The organism is Alteromonas sp. 5NW40-0090 (assembly GCF_057552975.1).
The window spans coordinates 181,123-204,444 of sequence record NZ_BAAJLT010000004.1; the positions used below are offsets into that span (position 1 = coordinate 181,123).

24 protein-coding genes are annotated in these 23,322 nt (G+C 45.2%); 13 read left to right on the forward strand and 11 right to left on the reverse strand.

The features are described from left to right. Positions 1 to 33 precede the first annotated feature (33 nt). The 10 genes from AC27KT_RS06455 to AC27KT_RS06500 form a co-directional block, all read right to left on the reverse strand. Positions 34 to 756: an ABC transporter ATP-binding protein gene (locus AC27KT_RS06455; protein ID WP_487128425.1), complete on the reverse strand. Its 723-nt coding sequence runs from the start codon at positions 754 to 756 to the stop codon at positions 34 to 36. A gap of 329 nt (positions 757 to 1,085) precedes the next feature. Continuing rightward, positions 1,086 to 1,787, reverse strand: coding sequence for a VC0807 family protein (locus AC27KT_RS06460; RefSeq protein ID WP_039218203.1), 702 nt, complete (start codon positions 1,785 to 1,787; stop codon positions 1,086 to 1,088). A gap of 46 nt (positions 1,788 to 1,833) precedes the next feature. After that, positions 1,834 to 2,373 carry a rhomboid family intramembrane serine protease gene (locus tag AC27KT_RS06465; protein WP_014950199.1) on the reverse strand — a complete coding sequence of 180 codons (540 nt, stop codon included), beginning with the start codon at positions 2,371 to 2,373 and terminating at the stop codon, positions 1,834 to 1,836. A 21-nt stretch (positions 2,374 to 2,394) separates the two neighbouring features. Then, positions 2,395 to 3,561: a glutathionylspermidine synthase family protein gene (locus tag AC27KT_RS06470; protein WP_487128428.1), complete on the reverse strand. Its 1,167-nt coding sequence runs from the start codon at positions 3,559 to 3,561 to the stop codon at positions 2,395 to 2,397. Between the two features lie 2 nt (positions 3,562 to 3,563). Continuing rightward, positions 3,564 to 4,232, reverse strand: a complete 669-nt coding sequence (locus AC27KT_RS06475; RefSeq protein WP_487128430.1) for a DUF1190 family protein — start codon at positions 4,230 to 4,232, stop codon at positions 3,564 to 3,566. A 10-nt stretch (positions 4,233 to 4,242) separates the two neighbouring features. Beyond that, positions 4,243 to 4,659: a DUF350 domain-containing protein gene (locus tag AC27KT_RS06480; RefSeq protein WP_014950196.1), complete on the reverse strand. Its 417-nt coding sequence runs from the start codon at positions 4,657 to 4,659 to the stop codon at positions 4,243 to 4,245. A 16-nt stretch (positions 4,660 to 4,675) separates the two neighbouring features. After that, the gene (locus AC27KT_RS06485) at positions 4,676 to 5,320 is read right to left on the reverse strand and encodes a YjfK family protein (protein WP_321824682.1); all 645 of its coding nucleotides are present in this window, start codon (positions 5,318 to 5,320) and stop codon (positions 4,676 to 4,678) included. 11 nt (positions 5,321 to 5,331) lie between these two features. Beyond that, complete coding sequence (locus tag AC27KT_RS06490; RefSeq protein ID WP_487128433.1) at positions 5,332 to 6,387, reverse strand: potassium channel family protein; 1,056 nt, start codon at positions 6,385 to 6,387, stop codon at positions 5,332 to 5,334. 148 nt (positions 6,388 to 6,535) lie between these two features. After that, positions 6,536 to 7,216, reverse strand: coding sequence for a PspA/IM30 family protein (locus tag AC27KT_RS06495; protein ID WP_136782230.1), 681 nt, complete (start codon positions 7,214 to 7,216; stop codon positions 6,536 to 6,538). A 24-nt stretch (positions 7,217 to 7,240) separates the two neighbouring features. Then, positions 7,241 to 7,630 carry a DUF2170 family protein gene (locus AC27KT_RS06500; protein WP_014950192.1) on the reverse strand — a complete coding sequence of 130 codons (390 nt, stop codon included), beginning with the start codon at positions 7,628 to 7,630 and terminating at the stop codon, positions 7,241 to 7,243. A gap of 268 nt (positions 7,631 to 7,898) precedes the next feature. Here AC27KT_RS06500 and AC27KT_RS06505 point away from each other — a divergent pair, with 268 nt between their 5' ends. The 6 genes from AC27KT_RS06505 to secF all read left to right on the forward strand — a co-directional run bounded on the left by AC27KT_RS06505 (position 7,899) and on the right by secF (position 14,152). Further along, positions 7,899 to 8,171 (forward strand): DUF6471 domain-containing protein, encoded by a 273-nt coding sequence (locus AC27KT_RS06505; RefSeq protein WP_136782231.1) that lies wholly within the window; start codon positions 7,899 to 7,901, stop codon positions 8,169 to 8,171. A 437-nt stretch (positions 8,172 to 8,608) separates the two neighbouring features. Then, complete coding sequence (gene queA, locus AC27KT_RS06510) at positions 8,609 to 9,655, forward strand: tRNA preQ1(34) S-adenosylmethionine ribosyltransferase-isomerase QueA (RefSeq protein ID WP_014999070.1); 1,047 nt, start codon at positions 8,609 to 8,611, stop codon at positions 9,653 to 9,655. A 173-nt stretch (positions 9,656 to 9,828) separates the two neighbouring features. Further along, on the forward strand, positions 9,829 to 10,941 hold the full coding sequence (gene tgt / locus AC27KT_RS06515) for a tRNA guanosine(34) transglycosylase Tgt (RefSeq protein WP_014950189.1): 1,113 nt from the start codon (positions 9,829 to 9,831) through the stop codon (positions 10,939 to 10,941). 24 nt (positions 10,942 to 10,965) lie between these two features. Further along, positions 10,966 to 11,301 carry a preprotein translocase subunit YajC gene (yajC, locus tag AC27KT_RS06520; RefSeq protein ID WP_014979840.1) on the forward strand — a complete coding sequence of 112 codons (336 nt, stop codon included), beginning with the start codon at positions 10,966 to 10,968 and terminating at the stop codon, positions 11,299 to 11,301. A 55-nt stretch (positions 11,302 to 11,356) separates the two neighbouring features. Continuing rightward, a complete protein-coding gene (gene secD / locus AC27KT_RS06525) occupies positions 11,357 to 13,201 on the forward strand; it encodes a protein translocase subunit SecD (protein ID WP_487128437.1) in 1,845 nt (614 codons plus the stop codon). 9 nt (positions 13,202 to 13,210) lie between these two features. Further along, entirely contained in the window at positions 13,211 to 14,152 is a 942-nt protein-coding gene (gene secF, locus AC27KT_RS06530) for a protein translocase subunit SecF (RefSeq protein ID WP_487128439.1), read from the forward strand. A gap of 200 nt (positions 14,153 to 14,352) precedes the next feature. Here the strand turns inward: secF and suhB are convergent, their stop codons facing one another. Further along, a complete protein-coding gene (gene suhB / locus AC27KT_RS06535; protein WP_014950183.1) occupies positions 14,353 to 15,129 on the reverse strand; it encodes an inositol-1-monophosphatase in 777 nt (258 codons plus the stop codon). A gap of 255 nt (positions 15,130 to 15,384) precedes the next feature. Here suhB and trmJ point away from each other — a divergent pair, with 255 nt between their 5' ends. From trmJ to sufB, 7 genes are all read left to right on the forward strand, one after another. Next, positions 15,385 to 16,149: a tRNA (cytosine(32)/uridine(32)-2'-O)-methyltransferase TrmJ gene (gene trmJ, locus AC27KT_RS06540; protein WP_487128442.1), complete on the forward strand. Its 765-nt coding sequence runs from the start codon at positions 15,385 to 15,387 to the stop codon at positions 16,147 to 16,149. Positions 16,150 to 16,154: 5 nt separating this feature from the next. After that, complete coding sequence (cysE, locus tag AC27KT_RS06545; protein ID WP_487128444.1) at positions 16,155 to 16,979, forward strand: serine O-acetyltransferase; 825 nt, start codon at positions 16,155 to 16,157, stop codon at positions 16,977 to 16,979. Between the two features lie 168 nt (positions 16,980 to 17,147). Then, entirely contained in the window at positions 17,148 to 18,602 is a 1,455-nt protein-coding gene (locus AC27KT_RS06550; protein WP_487128446.1) for a flavin-containing monooxygenase, read from the forward strand. A gap of 49 nt (positions 18,603 to 18,651) precedes the next feature. Continuing rightward, the gene (locus AC27KT_RS06555; protein WP_487128448.1) at positions 18,652 to 19,563 is read left to right on the forward strand and encodes an alpha/beta fold hydrolase; all 912 of its coding nucleotides are present in this window, start codon (positions 18,652 to 18,654) and stop codon (positions 19,561 to 19,563) included. A 257-nt stretch (positions 19,564 to 19,820) separates the two neighbouring features. Continuing rightward, positions 19,821 to 20,306 (forward strand): Fe-S cluster assembly transcriptional regulator IscR, encoded by a 486-nt coding sequence (gene iscR, locus AC27KT_RS06560; RefSeq protein WP_014950178.1) that lies wholly within the window; start codon positions 19,821 to 19,823, stop codon positions 20,304 to 20,306. An 18-nt stretch (positions 20,307 to 20,324) separates the two neighbouring features. After that, complete coding sequence (locus AC27KT_RS06565) at positions 20,325 to 21,491, forward strand: IscS subfamily cysteine desulfurase (protein ID WP_487128450.1); 1,167 nt, start codon at positions 20,325 to 20,327, stop codon at positions 21,489 to 21,491. Between the two features lie 394 nt (positions 21,492 to 21,885). Continuing rightward, the gene (gene sufB / locus AC27KT_RS06570; RefSeq protein WP_014999059.1) at positions 21,886 to 23,322 is read left to right on the forward strand and encodes a Fe-S cluster assembly protein SufB; all 1,437 of its coding nucleotides are present in this window, start codon (positions 21,886 to 21,888) and stop codon (positions 23,320 to 23,322) included.

A 23,322-nucleotide genomic window follows, 5' to 3' on the forward strand; every position in this document is an offset into this window, starting at 1 on the left:
AAGGCGCATATCACTAACGTCTTTCACCTGTAATTAGCTTGCTGCTATTGGTGAAGACAAGGTTTGCTCTGTACTTTCACAATTCACTCTCTCTAATACTCCTTTGTGTAGCCGCAAAGCGGCGTCTGCTTTTACCGCGACGTCTTGGCTATGAGTAACCACAACAAGAGAAGTGTTGGCCTCTTTACAGGTTTTAAAGAGTAAGTCAGACACGATTTCGCTGGTGGTTTCGTCTAAATTGCCGGTGGGTTCGTCAGCCAAAATAAGTGAGGGGCGATGTACAAGTGCTCTAGCAATGGCACAGCGCTGCTGTTCACCGCCAGATAACTGACTTAGCGGCTTTTGCGATAGGGGTAATATCCCAAGCTGCTCCATTAACGCTAGTTGGTAGTCGTTATCCACATTACCTTTTAGCCTTGCAGTAAAGGCAATGTTGTCCCACGCATTAAAGCAGTCGAATAGATTGAAGCTTTGAAACACAATACCTAAATGCTGTTTGCGAAAATTGTCGATATCCCTCGCTTTAAATGTGTTATCAAGTTTGCTGTTGCTGGCAATCGACAATCCATTTACCGCAATATCTCCACCGTCGGGTGTCTCAAACCCAGCAATAAGCGACAGCAAGGTAGATTTACCGCAGCCAGAAGCCCCCTGAACACTCACCGATTCACCAGTCTCTACAGTGAGATTAAGGTTGTTGATGAGCGGAGCCCCTGTCTGTGAAAAAGATTTCTTTAAGTCTTTTATGGTCAGCATAATTCGCCGTTTTGTATTGAACCGTCTTAGTGTGAACATGAAGGAGCGAGAATGCATGCAATATGCAGTGCTGCTGGCGCACAGTTAGAGGTGCTATGCGCGCTTTAAATTAGCGCCTACATGTTCTAATAGAACGAGTTATTTTTATCATTGAGAGTATACGTAATACCCACGCTTTTTGGTTAAAAGCGGTGTGGGAATTTGATGGGCGAATACTTTTATGCGTCTAAGGATATTGCTTTGATGGCTTAGGATAGTAGATATGTAACAGCCTTAGTTGTGGGGCAGGGCATGTTAAAGGGGCGTTAAGCCCCTTATCGATTGTCTTTTTACTGATTAATAAAGTTATCGAGTTCTTCGCCAGTAATTTTTTTGATTTGAGCAAACAAATACCAGAGCGCTGCAATAAGCAAAATCATGCTCGGGATCACAATGACTGGATAGCTAAGCGCAGTCATTCGGCCAAGCTCTTCAGTGTATGCCGTAGTGCCCGGCTCACTGACCAATATCATTTTTGCCAAGATATAATTTAGTGCAGAAGAGAGGAAAAACGAACTTGCTACAATATAAGAGCTAACCGCAACTTTCTTTTTAAATTCTGGTTGCTTGCCTTTCGCATCAAGAACTTGGTTTAGGTGAGGCCAGTTTATGATCTGGTCGTTCAAAATAAGCATTTTGACCAAGGGTTTATTAGAGTATTGAGTGACCAGTACTGCGATACCGATAATGCCCGGGATAGCGGCTTCTTTTATCGCAATATACTCGGCAGGCAGTTTAAGTAAACTAAACCCACCAGTAAGTAATACGCTTATAATACCTAAAATGGAAAATCCATTGACCTTTCCCGACTCTTTTAAATCCCAAAGGCCATAACCAATAGGAAAGCTGAGTGCCGCCACAATGCTCCACGCAGGGCCTAGGTAATCTTCTGAACTTGCATAGCTCATTAGCACCACAGGAATAACAATGTTAAACGCGAGGTTGCCGAAAAAGCCTTGGTTCTTTTGTGTAGGTTCTTGTACTGCTGACATATCTAATTAAAACGTCTTATCTTGAGGCTAATTATACGTAAACTAATTAGCGTGCCCAGTGCCATGCGGCAAATAAGCCACCAATAAAGCCAAACAAATGATATTCAAAGGAAATAAATTTAGATGTGGGAAGCACCCCAACCAACATTCCTCCGTATAGCGCTGCAACTACAAGTGAAATAAGTAAATACCGCACTTTGTTACTTCTAAAACCTGCTAGCACGAGGAAGCCGAAGTAGCCATATACCATGCCGCTCGCGCCAATATGCGTAGCGCTTCTACCGAATAGCCACACGCCTAAACCACCAATAAGCAGTGCGCTTAGCGTAGCGATGAGAAACGTGCGTTTTCCCCACTGCATAGTAAGCCACATGAACAGCAAAAGAGGCACCAAGTTAGCCATTAAATGGGTGGGTGTACCGTGAAGGAACGGGGCTGTGAATATATATGGCAAGGTTGACAGTGTGCGAGGCACTACACCAAACTGATTAAGTGCATTGCCGGTAAGTAAGTTTGCTACTTCTATTACGATTAATAGTGCACCTAACGTTAGCAGAACGCGAATTTGAAAAGAAAGCGGCTTCATAAAAAGGCCCCCTTAAATAAATTACAAAATAATATGGGGAAGGTAGCGAGAGAGATCTTGGGTAATAGCAGATGCATCTTCCCTTACTGAAATACCTGCGGGCATGTCATCCACCAACCAGCTACCAATAAGTGTATGATTACCTTCAAAGACGGGTAAAGGTTCAAACGCTTGAACAATATAGCCTTCTTCGCCGTAAGGACCATCACTCAAAACGTTCTCAACACCACCTTCGATAATTGATACGTTGGCTCCCTCTCGAGAAAAGAGAGGCTTTTTAATCCACTTTCCGGACAAACTATTTGCATTTTTTTCATCTGAAAAATAAGCGGGAAGCAGGTTAGGGTGGCCTTCAAATTTCTTCCATAGCTGAGGAAGCAAGGCTTTATTGGAGATTATCGATTTCCACGGAGGCTCTATCCAATTAACCTGGGCATCTTCTAACACGTCGCCAAACTCTTCGCGCAGCATAAATTCCCAAGGATAAAGCTTGAAGCAGTCTGTAATTGGCGCGTCTTGAAGATCGGTAAAAATGCCTGTGTCCGCTAACCCAATGTCTTCAATAAAAACGAAGTCAGCTAAAAGCCCGGCCTCTGTAGCGCAGTCTTGTAGGTACTGTACTGTTCCGCGGTCTTCTACGGTATCTTTACAACACGCCATATGCAGTTGATTAATGTTGTAGTGCAATGCTATTTCGCGAAAGCGATGAACTAGTTTTTCTTGCAAGCTATTGAACTGATCAGCGTGCAGGGCGAGTTTGCCGGCATCCACATTTTGTGAAAGCCACAGCCACTGCCAAAACCCAGATTCATACAAGCTGGTGGGTGTATCTGCGTTATTTTCTAGCAGCTTAGCTGGCCCTTTGCCACTGTAGACAAGATCAAGGCGTGAATACAAACTGGGTGCTCTTTCCTGCCAGCTGTTTCTTACTAAGTCCCAATGTTGCTCTGGAATTCGAAATCGAGTAAGTAATTCCTCACTATTTACCACATCTTCGATCACCGCCAAGCACATTTGATGTAGTTCGGCTGTGGGGTCTTCAATATCGTTTTCAATTTGCGCTAGCGTGAATTGGTAGTAGGCACTTTCATCCCAATAAGGCTCGCCATACATGGTGTGGAAATGAAAACCAAACTCGTTAGCCAACTGCTGCCAGCCTTTGCGAGGCTGGCAAGGCATTCTAAACATAGTTATCCGCCCCAGCCGCCTTTACGGCTGCTGCTACCCCAAGACGATTTTGCACGAACGCTGCTACCAAACCCGCCTCGTTTCATTGTACGGTTCACGGTAGGCTTAGGCTTATAAACGTCTTTATTAACGCGATATTTTCTTTTGCGAATGTCGCCGTCGAACACATAGCCGTCTGCCGTTATCCAGCGTGAACGAAACGGTGAATTATATGAATAGGAAGTATATAAGGGCTGTGAGTAATAGCGATTTGGCGATAGCAGAGAGCTCACCATGTAGCCTGCCATGAATGGCATGAAAAAGCTGCCGCTACTATTATTCACATATTGGCACTGGTTAGGGCCAAATTCATGTTCACAGTCGTACTCAGAGCTAAAGCGCGGACTGGTGCGCATGGCCTCGTCGACCGCTGTCTGGTAGGCAGCTTCGCAGCGCTCTACTGCATCAGGAAAATCCTGTTTACAGTCTTCTAGCGAGGTATAAATAGTGGCGTCTTCTTTTTCGCCGCCACAACCACTCAAAATAACGCTGGCCACCCCCAATGCTAAAGGCTTCACGCTAAAACCTTTGCGCATGCGACTAAGGTCAATATGTTTGGTGCGTTTCAATGCGGGCTTCTCACCTTGCACGCTATCAATAACATCAAGCTGAGTATTTCGTTTATCAGTCATCGCTGCCCCCTTAATAGGTCATGCAAGCGGCATTGAGTAAGCCTACGGCAATAGACATGCTGGCAAGCATTACACCCGCAGAAACTTCGTTATTGTTTATGCGCTCGGCGATTTTCGGCATAAAGCTGAAGCGCAAAATGGCAAACGCTAGGGATTGTGCAATCACAGCAACAAGCGCCCAAATAGCAAAATCTACTACAGCAACAGAGTTTGAAGCTGCGCTTCCCAAGGCAATAGCAAAACCGATAATAGCGCCACCAAAGCCGATAGCAGCGGCGACGTTTTTCTCTTCTTTTACCAGCTTCCATTCATCATGAGGTGTGACCAAGGCGTACACCAACTTGAAGATAAACAAAAAAACAATCGACAAGCCGAAGTAAAGCGCAAAGTTGTCCAGGCCAGCCAAAGATTGCATGATCGTATCCATAGTTATTCCCTTTTTATTAACCGTTTATAGTGATATCTGCAGGTTCAACATCAAACCCCGTTGAAATCACCAAACATCTATCTAAATTATTACCTACTTGCTTTTCTTCACCCACAACAAGCAGGGTTTCAACTCTGTCATTACTGATTGGGCGTTCGTACAGCATCATAAACTGATCAGTGGTACTCACATCACCGTCTTCTTCATAGGTAGTTTCAGTGACGGCAACAGGCGGTGACTCATCGCCCACTGCACCCCACACGCGGGTATAGACCTTGCCGTCGAGCTCATAGGTGGGCTGGCTGATAACGTTTTTCAAGCATTCGTTCCACTGAGCAGTATTACCAATGGTTTTTGTTTCGTAAAAATGCCACAGCTTAACATCGGTAATATGATTCTCAGACAAGCCGCCGTCTGTGACCACCTGTAAAAATCCATCGTCGTCGGTGTAAAAGCGAAGCAGAGTGCCACCTGTATCTAAGGGCGCTTCTCCTACCGCTTGAATTAATTGAGAACGGGCTGCACCTTCAATAGTGAGCTCCGGTTCTAATAGCGAAAGTTTCAAGTTATCTAACTCGAAAGAGCCACCTAAATAAAGCCCCATTATTTCTGGCGAATTAGGTTTTTTAGGTTCTGATTTTTTAAATAGTTTACTAAACATGTTTACGCCTCTTAATCAGCGTCCAGAGAAGACCAGTTAATTGCATTAATGCGGCGCTCAGCAATATAAAACAAGGTGTCTCCCGGGTTTAATGTAACGTCCAACGGTGGGTTTACCACCATTTCTTTCACAAGACCATTTGGCGCATAACCAATAAAGATAGCATCGTGTTTACGTTTCAAATTAATAAATAACTTAGCAACAGAAATGGCGTGGCTACTTTCTGGTATTTTTACTGAAAACTGCGCCTGGCCTTCATCAATACTTAGTAAGTCGTGATGAAGCATGCTAGAACCAGGATCAAAAGCGGCTTTAACTAACATTTCTATTGCCACGCTCGGTGTACACTCCACTTTAGGACAGTGATCCTGAAGTAAGCTGACTAGGCTATCATCATCAAAATAAGCCACTTGATGTGCATCAGGATTGCGTTTAGTGCAATACAGCGCGGTAGTCATGGTGACATCGTCTTGTGGGTTATCAATAAGAATAGTTCGGGCGGTGGCCACACAGGCGCGATCCATATCTTCGTCTTTGTTAAACGAATCTACCTTAACGAACTCAATCACGCCAGGCATGGGATTAGTGATATCAGCCTTCACGCACAGTACAATATCGGGGCGCTCTGGCATGGCATCGCGTTCTTGCAGTATTAAATCAAGCAGCAGCATGGTACGCTGCTCATTCCACCCAATTACCAAGATATGCTCATTTAGCATCAAGCTGTTCATACCCAACAATCCTTTCTTCCACGTTAATGAAACCCAAGCTGCAATCCGGCCAATTACCATGGCGAAGATACTCAAACCAAGCGGTATGACGTAAAGCGCTACAACCAGTTTTCCCGCTGGCGTGACGGGAGATAAATCACCATAGCCCACTGTAGAGGCGGTGACCGCCAGCCAGTAAACAAAGTCTGTGTTGGTAATTAAATCGTGCTCGTCCGCAGCGTATAGCAGCCAATAGCTTGTTACTGCGTAAAAAGCGGTGGCACCGACAATGGTGTACCAACGTGATTCTGCAAAATATTGCAGCATTATTTTTCGCAGTTTTATCCATGGAGACATAAAAGAAACAGCCCTTGTTATGCGTGCCCTTACTCTGCCTTGAAGTACTTGATTTGTCTAGGTTAGCGCTTTGCTTAACAGTAATTTACGCAGGAAATTATTGTAACAAGAATTAAAAATGGGAGCGCGTAGCTCCCATTTTTCTAACTTACTTGCCTAGAATTCGCGCTAGCTCATCATCGGCCGAGGTTTTACCCCCTTTAATGCCTGCTTCGGCTAAGCGTTTTTCTAAATCGCTGCTCGATTCGTTGTTCGCTAACTCTTCTGCAGCTTGCAATTCAGCATTGCGCATCTTTTGCTTATCTTGAATACGTGACAGTGATTCTGTCGCCGTTTTCATTTTACTATTCGCGCCCATATGGCGTGAAGAAACCGCTACTTGTGCCTTTTGAACGCTTTCAGTGGCTTTTACCATATCCACTTGCTGCTCTAAGCGACGTAAATTCGCTTTCGCCTGTTGGATATTTTGTGCCAATTGCTTTTCTGACTGCTGGAACTGATCAAGATAAGTTTGTTCTTGGTCTCGTTCTTCTTTAAGTTCAGACACTTTTTGAGCACAGTCTAGCGCTAGTTGGCGGTCGCTATCGATGGCCTTACGCGCATGGGCTTCGTATTCCGCAATTGACGAATTGAAGCTATCCACTTTTTGCTGAGAAAGTTTGCACTTTGCCAAAATTTGGGTACGTGCATGGTCTGACTTACGCAGTTCTTCTTTGGCTTCTCTAATTTCTTGTTCCAGAATTCGAATAGCCTGACTGTCTGCAACAGACTGAGCAGCTTCGGTAGCACCACCTTTTACTGCAGTAATTAGTTTTTTCCACACTGACATTCGCTTCTCCTTAAGAAGTAAATTTTAGTTAAGGTGTGTTTCGTAGGCATCTAAGAAAGATGCAACATTCTGAAACAGGGTTTCCACTTCAATAACAATGCTTTCGGCTTTTGACTGGGCACTTAGCGCACCAAAGGCAGTGTAGTACTCTTCACCACCAATATTTGAAATGCCTACCGTGGTCAAAGGGAACACCATATGAGTAGACAAAATTTCATGATCTAGCGCTGGTTTATCTTTTACTTCCGACGCTGCAAACAAAAGACTCTCTACTAAGATCTGCTCTCCGCTAATAGCAAGCCAGGCATCTATGCCGTCTTGATTAGCGATAAGTAAGCAGTTTTCCTCACGTGTTACCACAAAGTCATCATGCTCTTTAAATAAGGCTTCGATGCTTTCTAGTTCCCAGCTCATACCTTTCTCCTTTAATTATTGAAGCGATAGTTGTGAAAATGAATGTCGTTTACGAGGTGTGTTATACAACTGCACTTAGATAAAGAACAAGTGCCTTGTGCTACATACAACCAAGTTTACTGTAACGACTATTTTCATCTTCGCCAATATCTTGACTTGCAGTGTAGACCTGTTGTGCCATAATCGTCAACATTAAATACATGCTATAAGTGTAAAAAAGTGTGTTTTTGTAAAATATACATCACATTTGTGTGGTTTTGGAGGCTGTGTGAACACAGGAAATGCGCAAGGTGCTAAGAATGCGTGGCGGCAAACGGTTGCAAGAGTAGTGAAATCCGAAATGTCTGTGCGCGGCGTGAAATATCAAGCGTTAAGCCAAAGGCTAGAAGAGATTGGCGTGGAGCAAAGCGCAGATAATCTCAGAAATAAGGTCAATAAAGGTATTATGGGCGCCGATCTACTTCTACAAATATTGTACGTGTTAAAGGCGCGTCCATTAGATGCTGCGCTTTTAGAAGAAATCTTAACTGATCTTCAGTGATAAACAGCGTAAAATACCGACGTTTATAAGATATCGATATTCAACTTACCTGTCGCGCAGAGGAATCGGAGCTTCGCAATAACGTGGCGATGAGTGAAGGCAGGCAGGGAAAACAAGCAGATAAAAAAATACCCAGCAAGTGCTGGGTACGAATGATAAGGAATGTTTATGGGAGAACATCATCACTATCTGTTGGTATCTTAACCGTTTAAGGTTTTGAGTGCTATTTAATAAATTGAATTGTGCGTATATTGTTCAATATAAAGTTATTTTATAACATACGTTAATTTTTAATTTGTTGATAAATAAGTTTTTTTGTTTTTATTTTGACTCTGGCTTAATCTATAAATCTATTTTTATTAGCTTTAAGTTGCAACTTAAATAGTACTTAATGCTCTACTTTTGTCTAACTTTTATGCCGTAACTCAGTCGTATTTATGAAACTATCAGATTTTAGCTTCGAGCTACCCGAAAAACTCATCGCCAAATACCCAACTCAGCAACGCACAGCGAGCCGCTTGTTACATTTAGACGGGAAGACAGGCATTGTGGCGCATACGATGTTCGCTGACATGCTGAAATTTGTAGAGCCAGGCGACCTCTTGGTGTTCAACAATACGCGGGTTATTCCTGCGCGTTTACTGGGCAAAAAGGAAACAGGCGGTCAGGTTGAGGTGCTGATCGAGCGCATCACGTCGGACAATACTGCGTTGGCCCATGTTCGCGCGAGCAAGGCGCCTAAACCCGGAGCTAAGCTGATTCTTGAAGAAAAAGTGAATGTCACGGTGACAGGGCGGGACGATGCGCTATTTATCTTGCAGTTTGACCACGATGAGACCGTATTAACGCTGCTGGAAGCTCATGGCCATATGCCGCTACCGCCTTACATCGACCGTCCCGATGAAAACTCTGATAAAGAGCGCTATCAAACCGTTTACAACCAAAAGCCAGGCGCGGTTGCGGCGCCTACTGCAGGACTACACTTTGACGATGCAATACTGGCTGCGTTAAAAGAAAAAGGCGTGAATTTGGCCTTTGTAACTTTGCACGTTGGCGCGGGTACGTTTCAGCCTGTGCGCGTTGACAATATTCAAGAGCACAAGATGCACGCGGAGTTCGCCGAAGTACCGCAAGACGTCGTTGACGCTGTTCTTACCACAAAGGCCAACGGTAAACGCGTTATTGCAGTGGGTACAACCTCTGTACGCTCTTTGGAGTCAGCGGCAAAGGCAAGTGCAGAGCGCGGTGACGAGGAAGTTATTGCGCCATTTAACGAAGATACTGAGATTTTTATCTACCCTGGTTTTGAGTTTAAAGTGGTAGACGCAATGTTCACTAACTTTCACCTTCCAGAGTCCACGCTAATGATGTTAATTAGCGCATTCGCAGGCAAAGAGAATGTCATGAAGGCGTATCAAGAAGCGATAGAGAAAGAATATCGATTCTTTAGCTACGGTGATTCTATGTTTATTGAACGCGCCTAAGCACATTCGCCCAAGGACATTAGGCGTTTAAATCGGTGTTTTGCAGGCCTTTATAGCTTAGTTACAGATAAACATAGATACGGGGCATGATCTCAGCCGAATTACTGGTATAATCGCCGCCAATTTATTTTTATACCCAGCGCAAAAGCGCACCAAAGTGGGAATGCTTTCACATGCAATTTGAGTTGTTAAAAACCGAAGGCCGAGCACGACGCGGTCGTTTGGTGTTTGAACGCGGTGTTGTTGAAACCCCAGCGTTCATGCCCGTAGGTACATACGGTACTGTTAAGGGAATGACCCCTGAAGAATTAAAAGACAGCGGTGCACACATCTGTCTTGGAAACACGTTTCACCTAATGCTTCGTCCTGGTACAGGCATTATTCGCCAGCATGGCGACCTGCACGACTTCATGAATTGGGACAAGCCAATCCTTACGGATTCGGGCGGCTTCCAAGTGTTTAGCTTGGGTGATTTGCGTAAAATTACCGAAGAAGGTGTAACATTCCGCTCTCCGATAAACGGCGAAAAGATCTTACTTACGCCTGAAAAATCGATGGAAGTTCAGCGCGATTTGGGCTCTGACATCGTGATGATTTTTGATGAGTGTACGCCGTACCCCGCTACTGAACAAGAAGCACGCGTTTCAATGGAAATGTCGCTGCGTTGGGCCAAACGTAGTAAAGAAGCCCACGGTGATAACCCAGCGGCACTGTTTGGTATCATTCAAGGCGGTATGTACGAAGGTCTGCGCGACGTTTCACTTGCTGGCCTTGAAGCTATTGGCTTCGACGGCTACGCCATTGGTGGTCTTTCAGTAGGTGAGCCGAAAGAAGATATGATCCGCATTATCGATCATACCGCGCCTAAAATTCCGGAAGATAAACCTCGCTATTTAATGGGCGTGGGTAAACCTGAAGATTTGGTAGAGTCTGTGCGTCGCGGCATTGATATGTTTGACTGTGTAATGCCCACGCGTAACGCCCGAAACGGTCACCTGTTTGTGACTGAAGGCGTAGTGAAGATTCGCAATGCGAAACACAGAAACGACACCTCGCCATTAGATGAGAATTGTGATTGCTACACTTGTAAAAACTATTCTCGCTCTTATTTACATCATTTGGACAAGTGTAACGAAATCTTGGGTGCGCGCTTAAACACCATCCATAACCTTCGCTACTATCAGCGTGTGATGCAGGGTCTTCGCGATGCGATTGACGCGGGTACGCTTGATGAGTTTGTACAAGAATTTTATGAACAAAAAGGGTTGCCGGTTCCGGCACTATAACAACGATAATATTTGGGGAATTTTATGAGCCTATTTATCTCTAACGCTTACGCACAGTCTGCTGGTGCGCCGCAAGGTGGCGGCATGGAAATGATCATCATGCTAGCTGTATTTGGTTTAATCTTTTACTTCTTGCTTTACCGCCCACAAGCTAAGCGCGTAAAAGAGCATAAAAACCTAGTATCTTCACTTAGCAAAGGTGATGAAGTGCTAACACAAGGTGGTTTGGTAGGCAAAATCACTAAAGTGTCAGATGAAAAAGACTTCATTGAAGTTGCACTTAACGATTCAAACAACATCGTTGTTCAGAAGTCTTCAGTAACTGCTGTGCTGCCTAAAGGCACGATGAAGTCACTGTAAGTAACAATCGCCGGGGCCGGGACGCTTCCCGGTACTGGCACGAAAGGATTATCCAGTGCTAAACAAAAACTCTATTTGGAAAGTACTGAGTGCACTCATTGTGGTTGCAATGTGTGCACTTTATGCGCTTCCTAACATTTACGGTGAAGATCACGCCGTACAAATCTCAGCAGGCCGTGACGCTGTGGTAACAGACGCCACTGTGGAACAAGTAAAAGCCGCGCTAAAAGAAAAAAATATCTCCGCAAAACGCGTTGAGTTTGAGAACGAACAAATATTAGTTCGCGTTTCGGATTCTGATACTCAGCTTGTTACGCGCGAAACGCTTGAAAAGGCGCTTGGTGATGACTACTACGTGGCTATGAACCTTGCCCCTGACACGCCAGAATGGCTTGAAGGCCTAGGTGGCGCGCCAATGAAGCTAGGTCTTGACCTTCGCGGTGGTGTTCACTTCTTGATGGAAGTGGATATGACCGAAGTGATTGCTAAATCTCTTGAAGATGCAGAAAGCGGCTTCCGTACTTCACTGCGTGAAGAAGGTATTCGCTATCGTGGTGTGAAGCAGGTTGACGACCATATCGACATTACTTTCCGTGATGAAGATGCGCTAGACAAGGCAGAGTTCTTTTTGCGCAACCAAAGTCGCGACCTTACTTTTAACCAGGTGGATGACTTAACACTTCGCGCTATTTTTGCTGAAAGCAAGCTTCAAGAAATTCGCGACAACGCGGTTAAGCAAAATATTACCATTATTCGTAATCGTGTAAACCAACTTGGTGTGGCTGAGCCGCTTGTACAAAAGCAAGGTGCTGACCGCATTGTTGTGCAGCTTCCGGGTATTCAAGACACCGCTCGTGCGAAAGAAATTCTTAATGCTACAGCAACACTAGAATTTCGCATGGTAGATCAGAAGAACGACATCCGTGATGCATTGAACGGCCGCGTTCCTCCTGGCTCTCAAGTAATTGAAGATCAGCAAGGCATTCCACAGCTGCTTGAAAAGCGTATTATGCTTACCGGTAGCCATATTATTGATGCGAATAGCGGTGTTGATGAGTATGGGCTTCCGAACGTAAACATCTCGCTTGATTCTGAAGGCGGTAACAAAATGTCTCGCTCGACCCGTGGCAACATTGGTAAACCAATGGCTACGGTGTTTATCGAATACAAGTCGACCGGCGAACGTAACAAAGAAGGCAAGCTAGTGTTTGAAAAACACGAGCAAGTTATCTCGGTTGCGACTATTCGTGCACAACTGGGTAGCAAGTTCCAAATCACAGGTCTTGATTCACCAAAAGAAGCCCGTGACCTAGCTTTGCTACTTCGCGCTGGTGCACTGATTGCGCCAATTCAAATTGTTGAAGAGCGTACGGTTGGACCAAGCTTAGGTAAAGAAAACATTGAGCTGGGCATGCAGGCTATTATGTATGGTCTGGCAGCGGTACTTGTTTTCATGTTGATTTACTACAAAGCGTTTGGTGTGGTAGCGAACATCGCTCTGATTACAAACTTAGTTATGATTGTGGGCATTATGTCGATGATCCCTGGTGCAACGCTTACGCTACCGGGTATGGCAGGTATTGTACTGACCGTTGGTATGGCGGTAGATGCAAACGTTCTTATCTATGAACGTATTCGAGAAGAGATACGCGACGGCCGCAGCCCTCAGCAGGCCATCCACCAAGGTTACGACAGTGCATTTTCTACCATTCTAGATGCTAACATTACCACTTTCATTGCAGGCTTAATTCTATTTGCCGTGGGCACAGGCCCAATTAAAGGCTTCTCGATTACGCTGATGATCGGTATAGCAACCTCGATGTTTACCGCAATCCTTGTTACGCGCGTTATTGTTAACGCAGTATGGGGCGGTCGACGCGTAGAGAAATTGGCGATTTAAGGAAGTAACATGCAATTATTAAAACTATCCAATACCGTCAATTTTATGCGCCTTCGCATTCCTGCGATGGTGTTATCAACGGTACTCATTTTAGGTTCGTTTGTGTCGCTAGGCGTTAATAGCCTTAACTGGGGACTAGACTTCACTGGCGGTACGCTCATTGAGGTTGGCTATGAAGATGCCGCTAATTTAGAAGGTATTCGCGCCCAGCTAAACGAAGCAAACTTCGAAGATGCTATCGTACAAAACTTTGGAAGTAGCCAAGACGTACTTATCCGCATTGCTCCTCGTGATGGCGTTAAAGCCGTGACTATTGGCGAGCAGGTGCTGGCTGCGCTGCGCGCTGATGGTACTGAGGTTGATATGCGTCGTATCGAGTTCGTAGGTCCTAACGTAGGTGAAGAGCTTACCGAGCAGGGCGGCCTTGCGATGCTAGTCGCACTCCTGTGTATTCTGGTTTATGTCGCGATGCGATTTGAATGGCGATTCGCCCTAGGGTCAGTGTCGGCACTAGCTCACGACGTTATACTCACGCTAGGTTTGTTTTCGGTACTTCAAATCGAATTTGACCTTACGGTACTTGCAGCGGTACTAGCGGTAATTGGTTATTCACTTAACGATACCATCGTTGTGTGTGACCGTATTCGTGAGAACTTCCGCAAAATTCGTAAAGGTGAGCCTGTTGAGATTATCAATATCTCGCTAACGCAAACCCTAAACCGTACTATCATCACCTCATTAACCACGGTGTTAGTATTGGTCGCGTTATTCTACAAAGGTGGTGCGCTTATTCACGGATTTGCAACAGCATTGCTGTTTGGTGTAGTGGTAGGTACTTACTCATCGGTGTATATCGCAAGTTCAGTGGCACTTGCATTGGGTATTAGTAAAGAAGATCTAATGCCGCCGCAAGTGGAAAAGGAAGGCGCAGATTTAGATCCTATGCCTTAGTTTTACACCCGTGAAACGTACAAAAAGCCGCATCTATGATGCGGTTTTTTTATGCCAAATGGCCACAAAAAAAGGCGCCGTTAATAGCGCCTTTATTCAATAATTTAGCGAGGGTTTAGCCTCTATTTGTCCAGCTATGTAAGGTGTTTAGCTTACCTAAGATGTTTCTTACTTAACGTGCTTCTTACTTAAGATGCTTCTTACTTAAGATGCTTAACTAGGCCTTGAACAACCTTCACGCTACCAGCAACAATTTCGCCTTTGTGAAGCGGGTCGTTTCCGCCTTTAAAGTCTGTTACCAATCCGCCAGCTTCACGAACAATAAGCTCACCTGCTGCGATATCCCAAGATTTAATGCCTCGCTCCCAGTAACCGTCGTGGCGGCCAGCTGCAACGTAAGCAAGGTCTAGCGCTGCACTACCTGCGCGGCGAATGTCGCCTACTTCGTGGAAAATTTTGTTAAGGCTTAGTGCATACTCGCCAAATTGAGACTTGTTCTTAAACGGTAAGCCAGTAGCAATAATGGTTTCAGAAAGGTCACGAGGCTTAGAAGCACGAATACGATAACCGTTAAGCTGCGCGCCTTGACCTCGGCTCGCGGTGAATAGTTCGCTGCGAATTGGGTCGAAAACAACCGCTTGATCTAAGCGACCTTTGTGAAGAAGTGCAATTGAAACGGCAAAGTGAGGAATGCCTTTTACAAAGTTAGTGGTGCCATCTAGAGGATCGATGATCCACTGATAATCAGTTTCTGTGCCCAAAACTTCACCCGATTCTTCGCCTAGGAAGCAATGGTTCGGATAAGACTGCTGAATTTTGGCAATAATTGCTTGCTCTGCTTCTTTATCAACTTGAGTAACGAAGTCGTTTAAGCCTTTTGACTCTGTTGCTACTTCATTATGTTTTTCAAAACCACGAACAATAACTGTTCCAGCCGCACGCGCAGCGCGCACCGCAATATTCAGCATAGGATGCATAGATAAACCACCAATTGTAAAAGACCAATGAAACAAACTAACTGTACAAAAAATAGCTAGTTGTTTTCGAAAACGGGCGGAGTCTACCAGAATCTATGCGCGATGCAAATGAATTCCCAGCACAATAGCGTGCATAGCCATCTATACTGCCGCTGTGTTAAACTTAACGCTATTAAGGTCTGTAAGATAGTACGTCAAAAGCGCGTAATATCGAATTAAAGACGCTATCCAAATAAGTACGTAGGTATTACACGCATGCTCGAGAATATTCGCATTATTTTAGTTAACACGTCTCACACGGGAAACATCGGTTCGACAGCAAGAGCTATGAAAACCATGGGACTGAGCAGCTTATATCTTGTCGACCCAGTAAATGAGCCAGACGGCCAAGCCAGTGCTTTGGCGGCAGGGGCTGGTGATGTGCTTGCTAACGCGAAAATTGTAAGCACGCTGGAAGAGGCAGTTAAAGACTGTGGCTTGGTAGTAGGGACGTCTGCACGCTCTCGCACTCATTCATGGCCTATGTTAGGCCCGCGCGACTGTGGCGAGAAGCTGGTTCAAGAAGTAGAAAAATACCCGGTAGCTTTGGTGTTTGGGCGTGAGAACAGTGGTTTAACTAATGAAGAGCTGCAGCAGTGTCACTTCCATATGTGTATTCCAGCTAACCCTGAATACAGCTCACTTAATTTAGCAGCAGCAGTGCAAACCCTTTGTTATGAGATTCGCATAGCCTATCTAAATCGCGAAACCTATCCAAGCGTTGAGGAAGAATATCCACTGAATGACGATTTAGAGCGTTTTTATACGCATTTGGAAACCACGCTGGAAGGCACGTCGTTCATTCGCAAAAGTCACCCAGGTGTGGTTATGACTAAGCTGCGCCGCTTGTTTAACCGAGCGCGCCCTGAGTCTCAAGAGCTTAATATATTACGCGGTATATTGGCGTCTATCGATAAATCGGTGAAGAATGCTAACTCAGGCGATGCAGACCCTGCACCAGCGATAGAAGAAAAAGAGTAAACACTATGTTCACCCGTATAAAAGATGATATCCAAGGTGTATTTCATCGCGACCCAGCGGCCAGAAACACCTTTGAAGTGCTAACTAACTATCCTGGCCTCCATGCAGTGTGGCTGCATCGCATTAGTCACAAATTATGGAAGGCTGAATGGAAATGGTTAGCACGCAGTTTATCAACCTTTAGCCGTTGGCTTACGGGGATTGAAATTCATCCTGGTGCCACGTTAGGACGTCGCGTGTTTATCGACCACGGTATGGGTGTGGTCATTGGTGAAACAGCAGAAATTGGCGATGATGTCACCCTTTACCACGGCGTTACTCTTGGAGGCACTAGCTGGAGAGCAGGTAAGCGCCACCCAACCCTTAAAAAAGGCGCTGTAGTTGGCGCTGGTGCCAAAGTGTTAGGGCCTATTATTATAGGTGAAAACGCTAAAGTAGGGTCTAACTCTGTGGTCGTAAAAGATATTCCTGATGGCGCTACGGCGGTGGGGATCCCCGGCCGTATCATTATTTCGAAGCAAAAAGAGATGAATGCGTCGGTAAACCCTGAGCGAGATAAAATTGCCCAGAAATATGGTTTTGATGCCTATGCTGTCGCGCCAGATAACCCTGATCCGGTGGCCAATGCGATGGGCATAATGCTAGAGCACATGCACCAAATGGACACCAAAGTGGAAGAGATGTGCAAGGTCATACAGTCGCTAGGTGGCGATGTGTGTACCGATAATTTACACAATATTAGCGCTGAAGACTTCGCAGAAACGGGGTTCGACCTAACGGAAACTCAAGAGCGAGAGAAGGCTCATTCTTCTTTCGACCCCGCTATTTAACTCTAATTCCGCATACTATTTTCGGGTGCTAAGGCCGAGAACCTTCACCCTTGTATAGTAAAAATTCACAAAGGCTTGTTTTTACAAAACATTAACAAGCACATTGACTCATGCATAACTCCAACATACATTGAGATGAAAGGTTGAACATCACTTTTCAGGGACGTTATGCAAGAAACAGCGCAATTACTCGACGTACTAATTGTTGGAGCCGGAATTTCGGGTATCGGCTGCGCCTACCACATTCAAAAAAAATGTCCTGATCTTTCATATTCTATTATAGAAGCCCGCGGTGATTTGGGCGGCACATGGGATTTATTTAAATACCCGGGAATACGCTCAGATTCTGATTTATTCACCTTTGGCTACGAATTCAAACCTTGGAAAGAGAAAAAAGCCATTGCTGATGGTCGTTCAATAAAGGCTTACGTCGAAGAAACCGCGGCTGAAAACGGTATTAAAGAGCGCATACGTTTTTTAACTCGTGTGTTAGATATAGACTGGCAAAGCGATAAAAACTATTGGCGGGTTACGTTAAAGTCAGAAGAGAGTGGGCAGCATGAGCACATTGCCGCCAGATGGATATTTAACGCTTCGGGTTATTATCGATACGATAAAGGTTACGCACCACATTTCAAAGGGCAATCACAATTTAACGGCCAGATTGTACATCCACAGCATTGGCCTGAAGATCTGGAATACGAAAATAAACGCGTAGTGGTAATCGGAAGTGGTGCAACGGCGGTAACGCTGGTTCCCGCATTAGCGAAAAGCGCATCGCACGTGACTATGCTGCAAAGAACGCCATCCTACGTATTGCCTGTTCCCGTAGATGATCCAATCGCAAAACATTTACGCGCGTGGTTTAGCGAGGATACAGCGTTTAAATCTGCGCGTTGGTTTAACATAGTGAAACAGCGTTGGGTATACGCATTTTGCCAGCGCTTTCCACATCGTGCGCGCAAAATAATACGCAGTCTTAATGCAAAAATGTTACCCGAAGGGTATCCAGTAGATATACATTTTAACCCTCCTTACAATCCTTGGGAGCAGCGACTGTGTGCGGTTCCGGGTGGAGATTTATTCGAGTCAATTTCGAAAGGTAAGGCGTCGGTTGCAACAGATACTATAGATACGTTTACTGAAACGGGCATTAAACTTGATTCGGGCCAGCATATTGAAGCAGATATTATAGTAACAGCCACTGGATTAAACCTTCTGCCTTTAGGAGGGATAGTGCCAAAAATTGATGGTGAAGCTGTTTCGCTTCCAGAATGTGTTACGTATAAAGGTATGTTACTCAGTGACGTGCCTAATTTTGCTATTGCGGTGGGCTATACAGCTTCATCGTGGACACTAAAAATTGGCCTTCTATGTGAACATTTCACGCGATTGCTCAATCATATGGAAGAGCACGGCTTTACACAGTGTACACCTATAGCAGACCCAAATATGGAAACACAACCGTTGCTAAACTTTGGCGCTGGCTACATCCAACGCTCTTTAGAACAATTGCCACGTCAAGGCATGCAGTTTCCTTGGTCTATGTCGTTCAATTATGCACAAGACGTGAAAATTTTTCGGAAAGGCCGTGTAGACGATCCAGCTCTTAAGTTTGAATAGAAATTTTAATAGACGCACACTTACTTTTTTTAAATCACGAGAGCTTTAAATGAGTTTAGCCCAGCATCATGAGCAATACGTAACGCTTAAAAGCGGTGATAGGTTTTGCTATGCCGAACATGGTGTCGGAAATACCGATACCATTGTACTTATTGTGGGTTTAGGTCTTCAGTTGGTTTATTGGCCAAACGCGCTTATTGAGCGTTTAGTTGCTAGTGGATTTCGCGTTATTTGCTTTGACAATCGTGATGCAGGAAGGTCAGTACGCAGCGACACGCCGCATCCCAGCCTATTACAGCAGTTAAGAGGAAGGTCGCCGAAAGGTGCATATGGACTTGAGCGGATGGCTGAAGATACTGCACAGTTGTTAGAGGCGCTAAATATATCAAGCGCACATATCGCAGGAATGTCTATGGGAGGGATGATTGCACAGACCCTTGCAAGTATGCATCCTGAAAAAGTGATATCTATGACGTCTATTTTTTCGACGACAGGAAATCGCCGCGTAGGGCAACCCTCTTATTCAACGCTATGGCGAATGGCAAGAGCTAAAGCGCCAATGAACGAAAATGACGCAGTAAAAAACTATCAGGCAATGATGACGCATATTGGCGATGTAGCTGCAAACGGAGCCGTAAACCAATGGCATCAGTACGCGCGTTTGGCATGGCAGCGCAATGGTGGCAAAAGTGATGCAAAAGCGATGTTCCGGCAAATCGGTGCTATTATGAAATCCGGGGACCGAACGCCAATGCTTCAAAATGTCAAAGCTCCAACATTAGTGATTCACGGAGATGTTGATCACATGGTGCATCCCAGTGGCGGTGTCGCAACAGCCAGAGCTATATCAGGTGCTAAACATCAAGTATTGCGTGGGTTGCGCCATCAAATAGATACCGTTCAATCACATCGGATAGCAGACAGTATTCTTGCTCATATTCACTTAAATGCAAACAAATAGCGCTTATGGTCGACGTTATCATTCATTTGCAGAATAAACGATTTCTTGGCATTTAGCGTAGAAGTAACCACGCAAATTTGCCACCTATTAGCGTCTATTAGTGCTTATTTGGATCGGGCTAAAATGAAACGAAAGCCTTGATGTACAAAAGCGATTACTCGAATCAATAATACCTGACTAATTTACTGGGTCTTATACTTGACCATTTTAGTCGGGTATGTGAAAATTCCTGCACTACAAAACGGCGGGAGAATCCAATGAAACTCACTTCGAAAGGGCGCTATGCGGTTACCGCAATGCTTGATGTCGCTTTGCATTCAAAGCGTGGTCCAGTGCCTCTTGCCGACATTTCAGAACGACAAGAAATTTCTTTATCTTACCTTGAACAGCTTTTTTCTCGATTGCGTAAAGAGCAATTGGTAGACAGCGTCCGCGGGCCTGGCGGCGGCTATTTATTAGGCCGTGAAGCAAGCAAAATTGCGATAGGCGAAGTCATTCGCGCCGTCGATGAGTCCATTGATGCGACACGTTGCCAAGGACAAGCAGACTGTCAAGGCGGCGATCGCTGCCTAACGCACAGCTTGTGGCAAGACCTAAGTGATCGCATAGCGGCGTTTTTGAATTCAATTACGTTGGGCGAGTTAATGGCAAAGCGTGATGTGCAAGAGGTAGCCGACCGTCAAGACGGTAATGCCTCACTTCGTCATATCACCAAAGATATTGAAGTTAGTATCCAACTTTAAATTGGTATTGAGTAACGCATGGCTTTATCAACACCCATTTATTTAGATTACGCAGCAACAACACCGGTTGACCCAAGTGTGGCCGAGGCAATGGCAAAATGCCTAACGCTGGATGGCAACTTTGGTAACCCAGCTTCTCGTAGTTATCGCTTCGGCTGGATGGCAGAAGAAGCGGTTGATGTTGCTAGAAATCAAATCAGCGACGCGCTTAATTGCGACCCTAGAGAAATTGTTTTTACTTCGGGGGCCACTGAATCGAACAACCTTGCAATAAAAGGCGTTGCCCAAGGTTATGCCAATAAAGGCAAACATATCATTACCGTTAATACCGAACACAAAGCTGTGTTAGATACCTGTGAGTACTTACAAAGCCAAGGTTTTGAGGTTACGTATCTTGAAGTACAGCCGAACGGGTTAATTGATTTATATGCGCTTGAAAATGCGTTGCGCGACGACACTATTTTGGTGTCGGTGATGCACGTTAACAATGAACTAGGGGTTATCCAAGACATTCAAGCTATTGGCCAGCTTTGTCGTGACAAAGGCATTCTTTTTCATGTGGATGGTGCGCAAAGTGTGGGCAAAATTGCCATTGATTTAGCTGAGCTCCCAGTAGATATGCTGTCTATTTCGGCGCACAAGGTGTACGGCCCGAAAGGTATGGGGGCGCTATATGTGCGTCGCCGTCCCAAAATCAATCTGGTGGCACAAATCCATGGCGGTGGCCACGAACGCGGCATGCGGTCGGGTACATTAGCCACCCACCAAATTGTTGGAATAGGTGAAGCTATCGCGCTAGCCTCTTCAAAAATGGAAGAGGATAGTGCGCGCATATTAGCACTGCGTGAATCGCTGTGGCAGGGCCTTCAACAGCTCGACGATATCTATTTAAACGGCCACGCAACACAGCGTATCCCAGGCATTCTAAATGTGAGTTTTGCGGGTGTAGACGGCGAAAGCTTGATGATGGGCTTAAATGATATCGCCGTATCTTCAGGGTCGGCATGTACGTCAGCGAGTTTAGAGCCTTCGTATGTGCTAAAAGCGATTGGCCGCAGTAATGAATTGGCGCATGCAGGTATTAGATTTAGCGTAGGGCGCTTTACGACCCAAGAAGACATCGATTACGTAGTAAAAAAAGTAGTGGATGTAACAACGCGACTGCGCCAAGCGGTTTCAGCATAGCCGCCTATACCGTCGTTGAGCGCGGGTTTTTGTAGTAGGCAAAGCGTAGTTAGTGTTAGCGCATTCTTTTTTATTTTAGTGAATCTGGAAGAAAATTAATGCGCGTTTGAAGGAAATTGACCTTTAAGCAGCGTTTAAAACGCGTAAGTGGCCATAAATTAATGGCTGAATATTTGAGTGAAATAGTCGGGTATTATATACTACGGCACCAAAATTTTAGGCTGTCCGCAATGTAACTGGCAGTTTCGACAATGCTGTTGGGGAATTACCCAAATAAATTAAGTTGTTGAAGTTGAAAGTCTATATAAATTACCAAGACCGTGGGGTGATTTATTTGCCAGTTAAGTAGAAAGGTTAGTGGCAGCAAATGCAGGCAAACAAGTGAGATCCCAACATGAGTGAACAGATCGAACAGGCGTTAGAAAGAAAGTACGATGCGGGTTTCTATTCAGAAATCGAATCGGAAACGTTTGAAAGCGGCCTGGACGAGTCGGTTATCCGCCGCATATCAGCAATGAAAAACGAGCCTGAATGGATGCTTGAATGGCGTTTGAAGTCTTATCATGCATGGCTAGAAATGGAAGAGCCAGATTGGGCGCATGTCGACTATCCGAAAATCGATTATCAGGCCATTTCTTATTACTCGGCACCAAAGAGTATGAAAGATAAGCCTAAGTCGCTAGATGAAGTTGATCCTGAGCTACTTCGCACCTATGAAAAGCTGGGCATTCCTCTACACGAGCAGGAAATGCTGGCAGGTGTTGCGGTAGATGCGGTATTCGACTCGGTATCGGTTGTTACGACGTTCCGCGATAAGCTTGAAGAAGCGGGCGTGATCTTTTGCCCAATTTCTGAAGCGCTTCAGAAGTACCCAGACCTTGTAAAGAAATACATTGGTTCGGTAGTGCCGCGCACAGATAACTACTTTGCTGCGCTTAACAGCGCTGTATTTACTGACGGTTCATTTGTTTATATTCCAAAAGGCACACGTTGCCCAATGGAGCTTTCTACTTATTTCCGTATTAACGAAATGAACACCGGTCAGTTCGAGCGTACCTTGATTGTTGCTGATGAAGGCAGCTATGTAAGCTACCTTGAAGGTTGTACCGCTCCACAGCGCGATGAAAACCAGCTGCATGCGGCAGTGGTTGAGCTAGTGGCAATGGACGATGCGCAAATTAAATACTCAACGGTACAGAACTGGTACCCAGGTGACGAGAACGGTAAAGGCGGTATCTACAACTTCGTGACAAAACGTGGTGTAGCGCATACTAATGCCAAAATCTCGTGGACGCAGGTTGAAACGGGCTCTGCGGTTACGTGGAAGTACCCAAGCTGTGTACTTAAAGGCGACAATAGTGTAGGTGAATTCTACTCAGTAGCGCTAACTCGCGGTCGCCAGCAGGCTGATACCGGTACTAAGATGATCCACGTGGGTAAAAACACCAAGTCGACCATCATCTCTAAAGGTATCTCAGCGGGTCACAGCAATAACGCCTATCGCGGGCTGGTTCAAATGGGCCCTCGCGCAGACGGTGCACGTAACTTCACCGAGTGTGACTCTCTACTTATCGGTGACAAATGTGGCGCGCACACGTTCCCGTATATCGAAAGCCGCAACCCTTCTGCGATTGTTGAACACGAAGCAACAACATCGAAGGTGAGCGACGAACAATTATTCCTGTGTCAGCAGCGTGGCTTAGACACAGAGAAGGCCGTTTCTATGATTGTTAACGGTTTCTGTAAAGAAGTATTCAAAGAGCTGCCAATGGAATTTGCCGTAGAAGCCGGCAAGCTGCTCGAAATTAGTCTTGAAGGTTCAGTGGGGTAA

Bases quoted from the DNA above. Each gene is read 5' to 3' on its own strand.
- yajC (WP_014979840.1), top strand. From the start codon at position 10,966: ATGAGCCTATTTATCTCTAACGCTTACGCACAGTCTGCTGGTGCGCCG.
- AC27KT_RS06490 (WP_487128433.1), bottom strand. From the start codon at position 6,387: ATGTCTCCATGGATAAAACTGCGAAAAATAATGCTGCAATATTTTGCA.
- queA (WP_014999070.1), top strand. From the start codon at position 8,609: ATGAAACTATCAGATTTTAGCTTCGAGCTACCCGAAAAACTCATCGCC.
- AC27KT_RS06555 (WP_487128448.1), top strand. From the start codon at position 18,652: ATGAGTTTAGCCCAGCATCATGAGCAATACGTAACGCTTAAAAGCGGT.
- AC27KT_RS06550 (WP_487128446.1), top strand. From the start codon at position 17,148: ATGCAAGAAACAGCGCAATTACTCGACGTACTAATTGTTGGAGCCGGA.
- AC27KT_RS06475 (WP_487128430.1), bottom strand. From the start codon at position 4,232: ATGACTGATAAACGAAATACTCAGCTTGATGTTATTGATAGCGTGCAA.
- AC27KT_RS06500 (WP_014950192.1), bottom strand. From the start codon at position 7,630: ATGAGCTGGGAACTAGAAAGCATCGAAGCCTTATTTAAAGAGCATGAT.
- AC27KT_RS06565 (WP_487128450.1), top strand. From the start codon at position 20,325: ATGGCTTTATCAACACCCATTTATTTAGATTACGCAGCAACAACACCG.
- AC27KT_RS06480 (WP_014950196.1), bottom strand. From the start codon at position 4,659: ATGGATACGATCATGCAATCTTTGGCTGGCCTGGACAACTTTGCGCTT.
- AC27KT_RS06495 (WP_136782230.1), bottom strand. From the start codon at position 7,216: ATGTCAGTGTGGAAAAAACTAATTACTGCAGTAAAAGGTGGTGCTACC.
- suhB (WP_014950183.1), bottom strand. From the start codon at position 15,129: ATGCATCCTATGCTGAATATTGCGGTGCGCGCTGCGCGTGCGGCTGGA.
- sufB (WP_014999059.1), top strand. From the start codon at position 21,886: ATGAGTGAACAGATCGAACAGGCGTTAGAAAGAAAGTACGATGCGGGT.
- AC27KT_RS06470 (WP_487128428.1), bottom strand. From the start codon at position 3,561: ATGTTTAGAATGCCTTGCCAGCCTCGCAAAGGCTGGCAGCAGTTGGCT.
- AC27KT_RS06465 (WP_014950199.1), bottom strand. From the start codon at position 2,373: ATGAAGCCGCTTTCTTTTCAAATTCGCGTTCTGCTAACGTTAGGTGCA.
- AC27KT_RS06485 (WP_321824682.1), bottom strand. From the start codon at position 5,320: ATGTTTAGTAAACTATTTAAAAAATCAGAACCTAAAAAACCTAATTCG.
- tgt (WP_014950189.1), top strand. From the start codon at position 9,829: ATGCAATTTGAGTTGTTAAAAACCGAAGGCCGAGCACGACGCGGTCGT.
- AC27KT_RS06455 (WP_487128425.1), bottom strand. From the start codon at position 756: ATGCTGACCATAAAAGACTTAAAGAAATCTTTTTCACAGACAGGGGCT.
- AC27KT_RS06460 (WP_039218203.1), bottom strand. From the start codon at position 1,787: ATGTCAGCAGTACAAGAACCTACACAAAAGAACCAAGGCTTTTTCGGC.
- trmJ (WP_487128442.1), top strand. From the start codon at position 15,385: ATGCTCGAGAATATTCGCATTATTTTAGTTAACACGTCTCACACGGGA.
- iscR (WP_014950178.1), top strand. From the start codon at position 19,821: ATGAAACTCACTTCGAAAGGGCGCTATGCGGTTACCGCAATGCTTGAT.
- cysE (WP_487128444.1), top strand. From the start codon at position 16,155: ATGTTCACCCGTATAAAAGATGATATCCAAGGTGTATTTCATCGCGAC.
- secF (WP_487128439.1), top strand. From the start codon at position 13,211: ATGCAATTATTAAAACTATCCAATACCGTCAATTTTATGCGCCTTCGC.